The organism is Streptomyces pseudogriseolus (genome assembly GCA_002154585.1).
GTDB lineage: Bacteria > Actinomycetota > Actinomycetes > Streptomycetales > Streptomycetaceae > Streptomyces > Streptomyces pseudogriseolus.
This window is the reverse complement of sequence record MUNG01000095.1, coordinates 1-15226: the sequence shown is the minus strand read 5'-3', so window position 1 is coordinate 15226 and position 15226 is coordinate 1. Positions and strand designations below refer to the sequence as shown.

The window sequence follows — 15226 nt, the reverse complement described above, 5'->3', positions numbered from 1 at the left end:
CCACTTGTCGGGCGTCCGGTACAAGCGTTTTTGTAACCATTTGCACCAGGCGAGACAAGGGTCACGGGACGAAAACCGTGCGGGCGGGCGGCGCGTCAATCCGCGCCGCCCGCCCGCACCTTGGTCCGGCGTCCGGCGGGCCCTACCGGGAAAGCACCGCCGGGTCCGGGGAGTTGGACTCGGGCTTCGCGTCGCCTTCGTCGTCGTCCACCGCGATCCCGCGCCGCTTGGACACGTACACCGCGGCGACGATGACCAGCGCCGAGACGACCGCGATGAGCACCCGCATCCCGACGCTTCTGTCCTCGCCGTAGGAGAAGTTGATGACCGCGGGCGCGATGAGCAGCGCCACCAGGTTCATCACCTTCAGCAGGGGGTTGATCGCCGGGCCCGCCGTGTCCTTGAACGGGTCGCCGACCGTGTCGCCGATGACGGTGGCCGCGTGGGCCTCGCTGCCCTTGCCGCCGTGGTTGCCGTCCTCGACGAGCTTCTTGGCGTTGTCCCACGCGCCGCCGGAGTTGGCGAGGAACACCGCCATCAGCGTGCCCGCGCCGATCGCGCCGGCCAGGAAGGCGCCCAGCGCGCCCACACCGAGCGTGAACCCGATGAAGATGGGCGCCATCACGGCGAGCAGACCGGGCGTGGCGAGCTCCCGCAGGGCGTCCTTGGTGCAGATGTCGACGACCTTGCCGTACTCCGGTTTCTCGCTGTAGTCCATGATCCCGGGCTTCTCGCGGAACTGCCGCCGCACCTCGTAGACCACCGAACCCGCCGACCGCGACACCGCGTTGATCGCCAGCCCCGAGAAGAGGAAGACGACCGCCGCGCCCGCGATCAGCCCGACGAGGTTGTTGGGCTGCGAGATGTCCATCATCAGCGTCAGCGGCGCGCCCTCGCCGCTGAGCCGCTCGCCCACGTCCCGCGCGCCGGTGGTGATGGCGTCCCGGTACGAGCCGAACAGCGCCGCCGCCGCGAGGACGGCCGTGGCGATGGCGATGCCCTTGGTGATGGCCTTCGTCGTGTTGCCGACCGCGTCCAGGTTGGTGAGCACCTGCGCGCCCGCGCCCTCGACCTCGCCGGACATCTCGGCGATGCCCTGCGCGTTGTCGGAGACCGGGCCGAAGGTGTCCATCGCGACGATCACCCCGACCGTGGTGAGCAGACCGGTGCCGGCCAGCGCCACCGCGAACAGCGCCAGCATGATCGACGTGCCGCCGAGCAGGAACGCCCCGTACACCCCCAGGCCGATCAACAGCGCGGTGTAGACGGCCGATTCCAGCCCCACGGAGATACCGGCGAGGACCACCGTGGCCGGCCCCGTCAGCGAGGTCTTCCCGATGTCCCGCACGGGGCGCCGGGTGGTCTCGGTGAAGTAGCCGGTGAGCTGCTGGATCAGCGCGGCGAGCACGATGCCGATGGCCACCGCGACCAGCGCGAGGACCCGCGGGTCGCCGCTCTTGCCCAGGACCGCCGTGTCGGTCACCCCGTCGAGGTCGGCGTACGACGACGGCAGGTAGACGAACGTGGCGATCGCGACCAGGACGAGCGAGATCACCGCGGAGATGAAGAAGCCGCGGTTGATGGCGCTCATGCCGCTGCGGTCGGCGCGCCGGGGCGCCACCGCGAAGATGCCGATCATCGCGGTGATCACACCGATCGCGGGGACCAGCAGCGGGAACGCCAGCCCCGCGTCGCCGAACGCCGCGGACCCGAGGATCAGCGCGGCCACCAGCGTCACCGCGTACGACTCGAAGAGGTCGGCCGCCATGCCCGCGCAGTCGCCGACGTTGTCGCCCACGTTGTCGGCGATGGTCGCGGCATTGCGCGGATCGTCCTCCGGAATGCCCTGCTCGACCTTGCCGACCAGGTCGGCGCCGACGTCGGCGGCCTTGGTGAAGATGCCGCCGCCGACACGCATGAACATGGCGATCAGCGCGGCCCCGAGGCCGAAGCCCTCGAGCACCTTCGGCGCGTCGGCCGCGTACACCAGCACGACACAGGCGGCGCCGAGCAGACCCAGCCCCACCGTGAACATGCCGACCACACCGCCCGTACGGAAAGCGATCTTCATCGCCTTGTGCGAAACGGTGGTGAGATCCTTTTCCGGCTCGCCCTCCGCCGGAGTGGCTTCCCGGGCCGCGGCGGCGACCCGGACATTGCTGCGGACGGCGAGCCACATGCCGATATAGCCGGTGGCCGCCGAGAACGCCGCTCCGATCAAGAAGAACACCGATCGCCCGGCACGCTGATTCCAGTCGTCCGCGGGCAGCAGCATGAGCAGGAAGAAAACGATCACGGCGAATACGCCGAGCGTGCGCAGCTGGCGGGCCAGATAGGCGTTGGCGCCTTCCTGGACCGCGGCCGCGATCTTCTTCATGCCGTCGGTGCCCTCGCCGGCCGCGAGCACCTGGCGCACCAGGACCGCCGCGACGGCCAGCGCCGCCAGGGCCACGATGCCGATGGTCACCACGAGCACGCGGTTCTCGTCGGTCAGCACGGCGGCTGCGAGGGATGTGGGTTGGCCCGACTCGTATGAGATGGAAAGCCCCGCCATTCGTCCTCCTTGACGCTTGGGCTGAGCTCAAGATGTGGACGGGATTGTAGGTACCGGAACCTGATCTAAACAGACCGCGAGAAATGTAAATGGCGTGCAGTCGTCCTTCACGATTGATCTCCGGCGACCGGCGGACGATCCGCCGGACGGAAATCGGTAATGCCTTTGAGGCATTCTCGTGATCGCATTTTCCGGGGCACGGAGGATCGTGAACGAATTCACGCGATCAACCGCTGGCAACCACTGTAAGCGCGGTCTCCACCACTCGCACATGCCGAAGGGCCCCCACGCAGGGGGCCCTTCGGAAAACGGTCGGCGTACGGGTGAACCGGTCAGGTGAACAGCGCGGCCGGCGGTGTGGTGGGCCACCTCATGCGGATCGATCCGCCGCTCTCCCCGGCACTGACCTCGACGTCGTCGACAAGGCCGCTGATGACCGCGAGGCCCATCTCGTCCTCCTCGGTCTCCGTCTCGGCGTCGCCGAGCACCTCACCGGCCGGGCGGGCACGGACGGGAGCGTGCGGGGCCTCGTCGCCGACCTCGATGGAGAACTGCTTCTCCTCCTCGATCAGCAGCACCCGCACGGGCGCCGAGATGCCGCCGTGCTGATGCAGTCCGACGGCCCGGGTGCAGGCCTCGCCCACGGCGAGCCTCACCTCGTCGAGGACGGCCTCGTCCACTCCGGCCCTGCGCGCCACCGCCGCCGCCACGAGCCGGGCGGTCCGGACGTGCTCGGGCAGCGCGCTGAAGCGGAGTTCGACGGTGGCCATGCATCCCCCTCGCGACTACGGGCGTGCGGTGAAGGGGCCGGGCCGCCGAACGCCCGGCCCCCTTCGGTGTCTCTCGTGCTGCCCGGGCACGACCGCCCGGGGAGCGGGTGGTCAGTCGGTCGCCGCCACCGCTTCCTCGACCGAGGTGTGGATCGGGAACACCTTGGTGAGGCCGGTGATGCGGAAGATCTTCAGAATGCGCTCCTGGTTGCAGACCAGGCGCAGCGAGCCCTCGTGGGCTCGAACCCGCTTCAGGCCGCCGACCAGCACGCCGAGTCCGGTGGAGTCGAGGAAGTCCACACCTTCCATGTCGACGACAAGGTGGAAACTGCCGTCGTTCACCAGCTCGACCAGCTGCTCGCGCAGCTTGGGCGCGGTATATACGTCGATTTCGCCACCGACCCTGACGATCGTGCGATCGCCCACGGTCTCGGTCGACAGGGACAGGTCCACGGATCCTCCAGCACCTAGCTATCGAGCGGTCGCCCTTGGGACATCTCGGCTCAGCCCCCGGGACGGTTCGCCAGCCGCCATGGCATTCAATCACTTACCGGCAGGCGTGCACGACGCCTTGGCTCCATTGTCCGTCACGTCGGTGACACACTCGGTGCCGATGGCCAAGAATCACCGATCCGATCGACCCCCGACGGACACGCGATCCGGGACCGCTGCGCCGGGCGACGTCCTGGACCGGCTCGCGTCCGGACCGAGCAGGGCTTCGCGCATTACTCATACGGAGCACTTGCCCCCGCGTGCGGGTCGGCATGCCGTCTGGCCGCACCGGATCCGCGCGGAGGTGATCGCCGCGGTGCGGGCCGCGGGAATCGAACACCCCTGGGCCCACCAGGCGCGGGCCGCCGAGCACGCGCTGGACGGCGAGTCGGTGGTGGTCGCCACCGGCACGGCCTCCGGCAAGTCCCTGTCGTACCTCGTGCCCGTGCTGTCCACGCTGCTGGACGGCTCCGAGGCACCGAACGGCCGGGGCGCCACCGCCCTCTACCTCGCCCCCACCAAGGCCCTCGCCGCGGACCAGTGCCGATCCGTGAAGGAACTTTCACAGCCACTGGGCCATTCGGTGCGCGCGGCGGTCCACGACGGCGACACTCCGTTCGAAGAACGCGAATGGATCCGCCAGTACGCCAACTACGTCCTGACCAACCCCGACATGCTGCACCGCGGCATCCTGCCCTCCCACCCCCGCTGGTCCTCCTTCCTGAAGGCGCTCAAGTACGTCGTGATCGACGAGTGCCACACCTACCGGGGCGTGTTCGGCTCGCACGTCGCCCAGGTGCTGCGCCGGCTGCGGCGGCTGTGCGCCCGCTACGGCGCGTCGCCCGTGTTCCTCCTCGCCTCGGCGACCGCCGCCGAGCCGGCCGTCGCCGCCCGCCGTCTCACCGGCCTGCCCGTGGTCGAGGTGGCGGACGACGCCTCACCCCGCGGTGAACTGGTGTTCGCGCTCTGGGAGCCGCCGCTGACCGAGCTGCACGGCGAGAAGGGCGCACCGGTCCGCCGCACCGCCACCGCCGAGGCCGCCGACCTGCTCACCGACCTCGCCGTGCAGGGCGTCCGCTCGGTCGCCTTCGTCCGCTCCCGGCGCGGCGCCGAGCTGATCTCCGTGATCGCCCAGGAGCGCCTCGCCGAGGTCGACCGGTCCCTGGCCCGGCGGGTCGCCGCCTACCGGGGCGGCTACCTCCCCGAGGAACGCCGCGCCCTCGAACGCGCCCTGCACTCCGGCGAACTCCTCGGCCTCGCCGCCACCAACGCCCTCGAACTCGGCATGGACGTCTCCGGCCTGGACGCCGTGGTCATCGCCGGCTACCCGGGCACCCGCGCCTCCCTGTGGCAGCAGGCCGGGCGCGCGGGACGCTCCGGGCAGGGCGCGCTCGCGGTGCTGGTGGCCCGCGACGATCCGCTGGACACCTTCCTCGTGCACCATCCCGAGGCGCTCTTCGACCGCCCCGTGGAGTCCACCGTCCTCGACCCCGACAACCCGTACGTCCTCGCCCCCCACCTGTGCGCCGCCGCCGAGGAACTGCCCCTCACCGACGACGACCTCGCCCTCTTCGGCCCCACCGCCGAGGAGCTGCTGCCGCAGCTGGAGGCCGCGAAGCTGCTGCGCCGCCGGACGCGGGCCTGGCACTGGACCCGCCGCGAGCGCGCCGCCGACCTCACCGACATCCGCGGGCAGGGCGGCCGCCCCGTCCAGGTCGTCGAGGAGGGGACGGGCCGGCTGCTGGGCACGGTCGACGAGGGCGCGGCGCACACCAGCGTCCACGAGGGCGCGGTCCACCTGCACCAGGGCCGCACCTACGTCGTCCGCTCCCTCGACCTGGACGACTCCGTCGCCCTGGTCGAGCAGGCGTCCCCGTCCTACACGACCGTGGCCCGGGACACGACGTCCATCTCCGTCCTGGAGACGGACACCGAGATCCCCTGGGGCGACGGACGCCTGTGCTTCGGCTCCGTCGAGGTCACCAACCAGGTCGTCTCCTTCCTGCGGCGGCGGGTCATCACCGGCGAAGTGCTCGGCGAGACGAAACTCGACCTCCCTCCTCGTACGCTGCGCACCCGGGCCGTGTGGTGGACGGTCACCGAGGACCAGCTGGACCGGGCCCGGATCAACCCGGAGATCCTCGGCGGCGCCCTCCACGCGGCCGAACACGCGTCGATCGGCATGCTGCCGCTGTTCGCCACCTGCGACCGCTGGGACATCGGAGGCGTCTCGGTCCCGCTGCACCCCGACACCCTGCTGCCCACGGTCTTCGTCTACGACGGCCACCCGGGCGGCGCGGGCTTCGCGGAACGCGCCTTCCACACCGCCCGCTCCTGGCTCACCGCCACCCGCCAGGCCGTCGCCTCCTGCGAGTGCGAGGCCGGCTGCCCTTCCTGCGTCCAGTCCCCCAAGTGCGGCAACGGCAACGACCCCTTGCACAAGCGGGGCGCCGTGCGGCTCCTGGACGTACTGCTGGAGGGGGCGCCCGAGGAGAAGACGGACGGGGCGGAGGAGGCCGGGCCCGCCGGGGCCGGGGCTCCCGAGGGGGACGGCGACCGGATCAGCGCGCCGGCCGGACGGCCGGCGGACGAGCCGGCGGACGGCCCTCAGCAGGCGGCACCGGACCCGCAGGTCCCGCCCGTGCCCTGACCTCCGCGGTGAACGGCCCCGCGCCGGACGCCACCGACACGTCCGACACCTCGCCGGTCATCACGCACCGCACCAGCCGCGCTTCCTGGGCGCGGGCCACGCGGTCCGCCCGCGCACACGCCTGAGCCGCACCCCGCGCCCAGTGGTCGGCGGCGGCGAGCGCGGCGAGGTCCGCGCCTCCCGCCGCCCGGTGCCGGACCACCACGGCGTGCCCCAGGGCGAGCACCACCCCGAACACCAGGCACAGCACGGCGACCGCACCGACACACCAGACGGAGGCGGAGCCGCGGTCCGCCGGCCTCCGGGAGGCGTCCCTCACGTCCCCCTCCCCACGCCCACGGCGACCACCGCCTCCTCGGCCGCCGCGACGGCCTCCTCCCTCAGCTCGAAGGGCAGCGCCCTCAGCATCGGCACCCTCGCCACGACGGTCACCCGGACCTGCCCGGCGTCCCGGCGGACCGTGATCCGCGCACCGGCCGGCGCGGCCTCCCGGGTCACCTCGACCACCGCGTCCGGCGGATCCTGCCGTGCCGCCGCCCGAGCCCCTGCCCGGGCGGCGTCCACACACTTGATCTGCGCGGCCACCGCCATCAGCCCCCACACCAGCGCCGCCATGACCAGCACCAGCACGGGCAGCACCATCGCCGACTCCGCCGTCACGAACCCGCGGTCGCGCCGCCCGTCGCGCCGTCCGCGGCCCCGCCGGTCGTGCCATCCGCCACGCCATCTGCCGCGCCACCTGTCACATCCGGCCATCGAGGGCCTGCTGCACGATGTTCCGCAGGGCCGTGCTGACCGGGCCGCTGTTGACCACCCGGTAGAGCACCACGGCGAACGCCACCGCCGCCACGATGCCCATCGCGTACTCCGAGGTCACCATCCCGGCGTCCCTCCGCGCCCCGCGCACTCTCGCCGTCAGGGCACGCAGCCGCGCCCGCACCACCTGATACATCCGAACCTCCTCGTGTGACATGCCTGTTGTCGTCGTCCGCTGTCGTCCTTCGCCGTCCGCCGTCCCTTCTCACCCACCTCCCCCCAGCACCCCGCCCGCGAGGCCGATCACCACGGGCAGGACGCCGACGGCGATGAAGGCGGGCAGGAAGCACAGCCCCACCGGTGCGCTGATCAGGACCGCCGCCCGCCGGGCCCGAGCGGTCGCCGCGCGGGACCACTCGGCCCGCGCCTCGGCGGCGAGCCGGCCCACCGGGGCGGCCAGTGGGAGGCCGGACACATCGGCCCGCTCCAGCAGCCGGGCCAGCGGAACCGCTCCGGGCAGGGCGGCCAGCCGGCCCCAGGCCTCCCCCGGCTCACCGCCGAGTCGCACCTCCGCGGCGCCCCGCGCCAAGGCGTCCCCGACCGGGCCGCCCAGGGTCTCCCCGACGGCCTGCGCGGCCGGTACCGGTCCGGCGCCCGCCGCGATGCACGCGGACAGCAAGTCGGCGGCGAGTGGGAGCCGGCGTGCCGCCTGTGCGGTGTCCGGCGCCCGAGTCTGGGCGTCCACCCGCGTACCGCGCCGGTGCCACCGCCACAGTCCCGCCGCCAGGACCAGCCCGAGCCCCACGCCGCCGAGCCCGCCCACCGTGACCCACCCGGCGCCCACGACCGCCACGTACGGCAGCCGGCCGCGCGCGGCCCTGAGCAGTGCGACATGAGCGCCCGGCCCGCTCCGCTCCCGGGCGGAGAGCGCGTCGAGCCGCCGCCGTGTCCTCCGCCCGCACCGCAGGCGCTGCCACCAGGCCCACGCGCCGACGAGCACGGCCGCGATCCCCACGACCGTCCCCAGCCTGTGGACGACGTCGCCGCTCATGCCGCCGCCTCCTCGGCACCGCGCATGATCCGCAGCGCCCACCACAGGCCCAGCCCCTCCAGCACCCCGCCGGCCGCCAGACAGACCGCCCCCTGCGGCGTGTGCAGCAGGACGTGCAGCGGGTCGGCGCCCAGGGCCGCGCCCAGCGCCAGCCCCACCACCGGGAGCCCCGCGAGCATCACGGCCGTGGTCCGCGCGCCGGACAACTGGGCGCGCAGGTCGGCACGCTGGTCCCGCTCGGCGCGCAGTGCCGCTTCCAGCCGGTCGAGCCCGTCCGCGAGACCCGCGCCCTGGTCCACCGCCACGCGCCAGCACGCGGCCAGACCGCGCAGTCCCTCGGCGCCGGGCTGCCGGGCCGCCGCCGTGAGCGCGTCCGGCACATCCCCGCCGAACCGCGCCGCCGCCAGCACGGCCGCCTGCGTGTCGCCGAGCCCTCCGGAGTCCCGGGCGGCCGGCCACAGCGCCTCGCCCGGCTGCCGTCCTGCCCGCAGCTCCCCCGCGAGCGCCCCGCACAGCGCGATCACCGCGTCCGCGCGGCCGTCCCGCTCCTTGCGCGCGGCCGCGGCCCGCCGAACCCTCCGCAGCAGCGGCACCCCGGCCGCCCCCGCGACGACCGGCAGCAGCGACGCCCCGAGCACCGCCAGCACCGCGCCGACGGCCAAGGACGCCCACTCGACGCGCGGTCGCCGCCGCAGCCGTTCGCCGGCCCGTGCCAGGGCTCCTGACCATCCCGCCGGACCCGGGTCGTCACCGGTGAGCGCCCGCACCCGCCTGGCCTCCGTGTGTCCGCCACCGCCCAGCAGCCAGGCCGCGGTCCCCAGGCACGCCGCCGCCGCGCCCATCGACGTCCCGGTCGTCCCGCTCATGCGCCGACCGCCTCTCGGCCTGCCCGGGTCTCCTCCGCGTGCGCGGCGCGCAGCAGGTGCCGCAGGCGCGGCCAGCCCGGTTCGGCGACGAAGGTCTCCGGTCCCCATCGCAGCGCCGGTGCCGTCCGCACCAGCCCGGAGGCGTCCCGCTCCAGCACGTGCACCTCGGCGATCCGCCGTCTGCCGCTCCGGTCCCGCACCAGGTGCAGCACCACCGACAAGGCAGCCGCGAGCTGACTGTGGAGGGCGAACCGGTCCAGCCCCGCCGCCGTGCCGAGCGCCTCCAGACGGGCGGGCACGTCACTCGCCGCGTTGGCGTGCACCGTCCCCGAGCCGCCCTCGTGGCCCGTGTTGAGGGCGGCGAGCAGATGCACCACCTCGGGGCCGCGCACCTCGCCCACGACCAACCGGTCCGGCCTCATCCGCAGGGCCTGGCGGACCAGGTCCTCCAGGGTCACCAGTCCCGCTCCCTCCTGGTTGGCGGGCCGGGTTTCCAGGCGCACGACATGGGGGTGGTCGGGCCGCAGTTCGGCCGAGTCCTCCGCCAGCACGATCCGCTCGTCCGGCCCGACCAGCCCCAGCAGGGCGCTGAGCAGGGTCGTCTTGCCCGTCCCGGTGCCGCCGCTGACCAGGAAGGACAGCCGCGCGTCCATCAGGGCGCGCAGCACCCGGTCGCCGCCCGGCGGAACCGTCCCGGCCGCCACCAGTTCGTCGAGGGTGAAGGCGCGCGGCCGCACCACCCGCAGGGACAGGCAGGTGCCGCCGACCGCGACCGGCGGCAGCACCGCGTGCAGCCGGGTGCCGTCGGGAAGCCGGGCGTCGGCCCAGGGCCGCGCGTCGTCCAGGCGCCGCCCGGCCACCGCGGCGAGCCGCTGCGCCAGGCGCCGCACGGACGGCTCGTCCGGGAAGGACACCGAGGTGAGCGTCAGGCCACCGCCGCGGTCCACCCAGACCCGGTCCGGCGCCGACACCAGCACGTCGGTCACGGTCGGGTCGGACAGCAGCCGCTCCAGCGGCCCGCTGCCGACCAGCTCCGACCGCAACTGCTCGGCCGCGCCGAGCACCTCCGCGTCACCGAGCACCCGCCCCTGTTCGCGCAGTGCCTGCGCCACCCGCGCGGGCGTCGGCTCGGCCCCGCTCTCGGCCAGCCGTCGCCGCACCCCGTCGAGCAGGCCGGGCGGCATCCCCGCCCCGGTCGTCTCCATGCCGCTCATGCCGCCCTCGCCTCCGTCAGCGCACGCTCCCAGAACTCCCGGCAGAAGCGGGCCAGCGGGCCCCGGCCGGTCACCCCGGGCGCCCGGCCCGTGCCGTACGGGCGCTGGAGGGCGGGATCGACGGGCACGTCCCCGACGAGGGGGAAGCCGAGCAGCCGGGCCACCTCGCGGTCGTCCAGGCCGGGTGCGTACGGCCCGCGGACGGCGACGCGCAGGTCGCGCAGGACCATGCCCACGGCGGAGGCGACGCGGCCGGCCGCCGCGACGGCGCGCAGCTCCGCGGGGACCACGAGCAGCGCCAGGTCGAGCTGGGCGAGGACCTCGGCGACGCCTTCGTCGACGCGTCGCGGCAGGTCGACCACGACGGCTCCGCCGCCGCGCCGGGCGGCGGCGAGGACCGCGCGCACGGCCCGGGGCGGCACCGAGAGACAGTCGCCCCGGTCCCAGCTCAGCACCCGCAACGCGTGCAGTTCGGGCAGGGACTCCTCGAGCGCCCCGCCGCCGACCCGGCCGTGCGAGGAGGCGAAGGCGGGCCAGCGCAGCCCTTCGGCCGTCTCGCCGCCGAGCGCCACGTCCAGTCCGCCGCCCAGCGGGTCGGCGTCCACCAGCAGCGTGCGCCGCCCTTCGCGGGCGGAGGTGACGGCGAGCGCGCAGGCGAGGGTGGACGCCCCCGCGCCGCCGCGTCCGCCGATGACGCCGACGGTCAGGGCGGGCCGTCCGACGCCTTCGGCCACGTCGGCGATGCGGTCGACGAGCCACTGCTCGCCGTCGGGCAGCATCAGCACGTGGTCGGCGCCGATCTCGACGGCCCGCCGCCAGACGCCGGGGTCGTCCTGGTCGCGGCCGACGAGCACCACCCCCTGTCTGCGGGGCGCGCCGCGGGCCCGCCGGGCGGCGTCGTCGCCGACCAGGACCAGCGGCGCGGCCTCCCAGCTTCCGCGCGGCCCGGGCAGTGCGTGGTGGACCTCCGGGGTGGCGCCGGCGGCCGCGCACAGGCGCAGCAGGTCGTCGAGGAGTGCCGTGTCCTCGGTGACGATCAGCGGTGCGCCCGGCCGGTGGCCTCCGGGCGGCGGGTCGTGTGTGACGGTTCCGGTCATGTCGTCCCCAGTGCTCCCTACCTCGCGAGGCCTCAGGGCCCCGCCGATTCCAGGTGGGGGAGGACCGCGCTGCGGCCTCCCGCGGACCGGCCGGCGAAAACCGGCCGTACGCTTCCCGGCGCATCGGAAGCGGGTGGGAACTCGCTCCGAGCGGGATGCGTGGGAATGACAGTGCAGCGGTCCCGGAAATCGTGGGGATCTTGACGGAAAACTGTGGACGGGGCGGTGCCTGTGAATATCGCGGTCACCCATACCGGTGAGACCGTCACGGCTTCTGTGCGACAACCGCAGAGCAGTCCGACCGCTACTCTGCGTCACCAATCACGCACATGACAATCAATTCCCGGCGCGAGCCAGCGGGGCGGAAAGAAGGGGAGCCGACGGCGGAAAACGCGTCCGGACATGCGACGACCCCCGCCGGGGGGGAGAGCGGGGGTCGTCCCCACGGCCGACTCGGGGGGGGAGGAGTCGGACCGGGTTAGCACGGTCGCGAACGATCCGTGACTTCCATGGTGTACCCGAGGGCCCTCTCAGGCAAACCCACGCGCCACACCTTACGCCGAATGGGCTGCGCCTATGCTCAGGAACGTGGAAAACCACTTGTTGCCCCGCACAGCCGCCTTCTTCGACCTGGACAAGACGGTCATTGCGAAGTCGAGCACACTCACCTTCAGCAAGTCCTTCTACCAAGGCGGCCTGATCAACCGCAGGGCCGTCCTGCGGACCGCGTACTCCCAGTTCGTGTTCCTCGCCGGCGGCGCGGATCACGACCAGATGGAACGGATGCGGAAGTACCTGTCCGCGCTGTGCCGCGGGTGGAACGTCCAGCAGGTCAAGGAGATCGTCGCGGAGACCCTGCACGACCTGATCGACCCGATCATCTACGACGAGGCGGCCACGCTCATCGAGGAGCACCACGCCGCCGGCCGCGACGTGGTGATCGTGTCCACCTCGGGCGCCGAGGTGGTCGAGCCGATCGGCGAGCTGCTGGGCGCCGACCGGGTCGTGGCCACCCGCATGGTGGTGGGCGACGACGGCTGCTTCACCGGCGAGGTGGAGTACTACGCGTACGGCCCGACCAAGGCCGAGGCGGTCCGGGAGCTGGCCGCCTCCGAGGGCTACGACCTGGCCCGCTGCTACGCCTACAGCGACTCGGTGACCGACATCCCGATGCTGGAGGCCGTCGGCCGTCCGCACGCCGTGAACCCGGACCGCGCGCTGCGCCGGGAAGCGCTGACACGCGAGTGGCCGATCCTCGATTTCCACCGTCCGGTACGGCTGAAGCAGCGTTTCCCGGCGTTCTCCGTTCCGCCGCGTCCCGCCCTTGTCGCGGCGGCCGCGATAGGCGCGGCGGCGGCCACCGCGGGCCTTGTCTGGTACGCGAGCCGGCGCCGCTCGACGGTTGCCTGAACGTACTTTTTCCTCACCGCGCGTCCCGCCCCGGGACGCGTTCGCCATTTCGGCGTCCGTTTACTACTCGTTTGAACGGGAAAGTAAAGGAACGCGGCCGGGACTTCCCCTCTCCGGCAAGCCGGAGTACAAAGGAGTTGTCGGCCCGCGAGACCAAGGACGTCCGAGAGGACGACCTCCAGAACGCTTGAGGCCCCACGGACCGCGCATGGAAACCGCGCACCCACGCGACGTCGACCCGTCGATTACGGGCCAGCCGCACCAGGCCGGGCAAAGTTCCCCGGCCTGATGGGCACATATCGAGGACGCTTGGTAACGCGGTGGACGTGCCAGCGGCGGTACGAGTATTCGTACCGCCGCATTTCTCGCGCGGGGCCCCTCCGCCCCGGCCCGCGTGACCGTCCGGCCGCTCAGGCGGCTCCGCGCTGCAACGCCTCGCACACCGCCATGGACTCGCGCGCGCCCAGCCCGACCGCGCGCCCGCAGTGGGCGATCCAGGCCGCCATCCCCTCCGGCGTGCCGGACAGGTACCCCCTCAGCGCCTCGAGGTAGGCGTCCTGCCCCAGCTCGGCGTGGCCGACCTCGGCCGGGCACACCGACTTCGGGTCGAGGCCGCTGCCGACCAGGACGATCCGCTCGGCCGTGCGCGCGACCAGACCGTTGTGGGACGTGAAGGGACGCAGCGCGAGCAGCTCGCCGTGCACCACGGCGGCCGTCACCAGCGCCGGCGCCGAACCGCCCGCGATGACGATCTCGGCCAGCCCTTCCAGCCGGCCGTGCATCTCGGCGGCGCCCGGCAGGGGCAGGTCGATCAGGGGCTCGTCGACCGGCTCGTCCGCCTGCCGGGGCCGGCCCACGTGCTCGGCCTTGTCGGCCGCGGCGACCAGGTGCAGCCGCGCCAGCACCCGCAGCGGCGACTGCCGCCAGATCGACAGCAGCTGGCCCGCCTCGGCCGTCAGCCGCAGCGCCGCGCCCAGGGTGCGCGCCTCGTCGTCGCCGCTGAAGTCGCTGCGCCGCCGCACCTCCTCCAGGGCCCAGTCCGCGCCGGACAGCGCCGCCGAACCCCGGGCGCCGCGCAGGGCCGCCTCGGAGGTGATCTCGTTGCTGCGCCGCCGCATGACCCGGTGCCCGTAGACCCGGTCCACGGCCTTGCGCACGGACTCCACGGAGTCGGCCACTCCGGGCAGGTTGCCCAGGGCCGCGAGGGGATCGGCGGTCGCGCCCGTCGTACTCATGAGTACGACCCTACGCACCCCGGAGGCCCGCCCCACGATGGAGTGGTCTTCTTCACGCCCGCCTGTGACGTACAGCCACTAACCTACTACGCTTGGTGAACATGAAAATTGCTTTCGTTGGGAAGGGCGGGAGCGGAAAGACGACCCTGTCCTCCCTGTTCATCCGTCACCTCGCGGCCGAGGGCGCGCCGGTCGTCGCCGTGGACGCCGACATCAACCAGCACCTCGGGGCCGCGCTGGGCCTGGACGAGACCGAGGCCGCCGCCCTCCCCGCGATGGGCGAGCACCTCCGGCTGATCAAGGACCACCTGCGCGGCGCCAACCCGCGCATCGCGTCCGCGGACACGATGATCAAGACGACCCCGCCCGGCGAGGGCTCCCGGCTGCTGCGGGTCCAGGAGGACAACCCCGTCTACGACGCCTGCGCGCGTCCCGTCGAGCTGGACGGCGGCGCGGTCCGCCTGATGGTCACCGGCCCCTTCACCGACGCCGACCTGGGGGTCGCCTGCTACCACTCCAAGACCGGGGCGGTGGAGCTCTGCCTGAATCACCTGGTGGACGGGCCCGGCGAGTACGTCGTGGTCGACATGACGGCCGGTTCGGACTCGTTCGCCTCCGGCATGTTCACCCGCTTCGACATGACGTTCCTCGTCGCCGAACCGACCCGGAAGGGCGTCTCCGTCTACCGCCAGTACAAGGAGTACGCCCGCGACTTCGGCGTGGCGCTGAAGGTCGTCGGCAACAAGGTGCAGGGCCCGGACGACCTCGACTTCCTCCGCGCGGAGGCGGGGGACGACCTGCTGGTGACCGTGGGCCACTCGGACTGGGTGCGGGCCATGGAGAAGGGCCGCCCGCCCCGGTTCGCCGCCCTGGAGGACTCCAACCGGCTCGCCCTGCGCACGCTGCGCGAGGCCGCCGACGCGACGTACGAGCGGCGGGACTGGGAGCGGTACACGCGCCAGATGGTGCAGTTCCACCTCAAGAACGCCCAGTCGTGGGGGAACGAGCGCACCGGGGCCGACCTGGCGGCGCAGGTCGACCCCGGTTTCGTGCTCGGCGAGAGCGTCACCGCCGGCGCCTGAGCCTCACTCCTTGGCGGCGGGGGAACCCGGCGCGCCCTTGGGGGCCGGG

At 73.4% G+C, this 15226-nt stretch carries 14 protein-coding genes; 3 read left to right on the top strand and 11 right to left on the bottom strand.

From position 1 onward, the window contains the following. Nucleotides 1-142: 142 nt before the first annotated feature. The 3 genes from CCN29_RS10095 to bldG form a co-directional block, all read right to left on the bottom strand. Nucleotides 143-2554, bottom strand: a complete 2412-nt coding sequence (locus CCN29_RS10095; protein ID WP_086681139.1) for a sodium-translocating pyrophosphatase — start codon at nt 2552-2554, stop codon at nt 143-145. A 332-nt stretch (nt 2555-2886) separates the two neighbouring features. Then, on the bottom strand, nt 2887-3324 hold the full coding sequence (locus tag CCN29_RS10090; RefSeq protein WP_086681137.1) for an ATP-binding protein: 438 nt from the start codon (nt 3322-3324) through the stop codon (nt 2887-2889). 111 nt (nt 3325-3435) lie between these two features. Next, nucleotides 3436-3777, bottom strand: a complete 342-nt coding sequence (bldG, locus tag CCN29_RS10085) for an anti-sigma factor antagonist BldG (RefSeq protein ID WP_006132569.1) — start codon at nt 3775-3777, stop codon at nt 3436-3438. A 79-nt stretch (nt 3778-3856) separates the two neighbouring features. On the opposite strand from bldG, the gene CCN29_RS10080 reads away from it, so the two are divergent. Next, complete coding sequence (locus CCN29_RS10080; protein ID WP_228730901.1) at nt 3857-6466, top strand: DEAD/DEAH box helicase; 2610 nt, start codon at nt 3857-3859, stop codon at nt 6464-6466. On the opposite strand, the gene CCN29_RS10075 is transcribed toward CCN29_RS10080, so the two are convergent. From CCN29_RS10075 to ssd, 7 genes are all read right to left on the bottom strand, one after another. Beyond that, nucleotides 6378-6785, bottom strand: a complete 408-nt coding sequence (locus tag CCN29_RS10075; RefSeq protein WP_086681135.1) for an Rv3654c family TadE-like protein — start codon at nt 6783-6785, stop codon at nt 6378-6380. The genes CCN29_RS10080 and CCN29_RS10075 overlap by 89 nt on opposite strands. Beyond that, entirely contained in the window at nt 6782-7222 is a 441-nt protein-coding gene (locus CCN29_RS10070) for a TadE family type IV pilus minor pilin (RefSeq protein ID WP_086681133.1), read from the bottom strand. Before CCN29_RS10070 ends, CCN29_RS10075 begins: the two co-directional genes overlap by 4 nt. Beyond that, nucleotides 7209-7418, bottom strand: a complete 210-nt coding sequence (locus CCN29_RS10065; protein ID WP_033274961.1) for a DUF4244 domain-containing protein — start codon at nt 7416-7418, stop codon at nt 7209-7211. Before CCN29_RS10065 ends, CCN29_RS10070 begins: the two co-directional genes overlap by 14 nt. A 69-nt stretch (nt 7419-7487) precedes the next feature. After that, entirely contained in the window at nt 7488-8273 is a 786-nt protein-coding gene (locus CCN29_RS10060) for a type II secretion system F family protein (protein WP_086681131.1), read from the bottom strand. Continuing rightward, nucleotides 8270-9139, bottom strand: coding sequence for a type II secretion system F family protein (locus CCN29_RS10055; RefSeq protein WP_086681129.1), 870 nt, complete (start codon nt 9137-9139; stop codon nt 8270-8272). The genes CCN29_RS10060 and CCN29_RS10055 overlap by 4 nt, the downstream gene beginning before the upstream one ends. After that, entirely contained in the window at nt 9136-10353 is a 1218-nt protein-coding gene (locus tag CCN29_RS10050) for a TadA family conjugal transfer-associated ATPase (protein ID WP_086681127.1), read from the bottom strand. The genes CCN29_RS10055 and CCN29_RS10050 overlap by 4 nt, the downstream gene beginning before the upstream one ends. Next, nucleotides 10350-11450, bottom strand: coding sequence for a septum site-determining protein Ssd (ssd, locus tag CCN29_RS10045; RefSeq protein ID WP_086681125.1), 1101 nt, complete (start codon nt 11448-11450; stop codon nt 10350-10352). Before ssd ends, CCN29_RS10050 begins: the two co-directional genes overlap by 4 nt. Nucleotides 11451-12026: 576 nt before the next feature. Between ssd and CCN29_RS10040 the strand changes: the two genes are divergently transcribed. After that, nucleotides 12027-12860: an HAD family hydrolase gene (locus CCN29_RS10040; RefSeq protein ID WP_031020047.1), complete on the top strand. Its 834-nt coding sequence runs from the start codon at nt 12027-12029 to the stop codon at nt 12858-12860. 410 nt (nt 12861-13270) lie between these two features. Here CCN29_RS10040 and CCN29_RS10035 read toward each other — a convergent pair whose 3' ends face one another. Then, entirely contained in the window at nt 13271-14095 is an 825-nt protein-coding gene (locus CCN29_RS10035; protein WP_086681123.1) for a Fic family protein, read from the bottom strand. Nucleotides 14096-14196: 101 nt separating this feature from the next. Between CCN29_RS10035 and CCN29_RS10030 the strand changes: the two genes are divergently transcribed. Further along, nucleotides 14197-15177: an ATP-binding protein gene (locus tag CCN29_RS10030; protein WP_031020044.1), complete on the top strand. Its 981-nt coding sequence runs from the start codon at nt 14197-14199 to the stop codon at nt 15175-15177. Nucleotides 15178-15226: the final 49 nt, after the last annotated feature.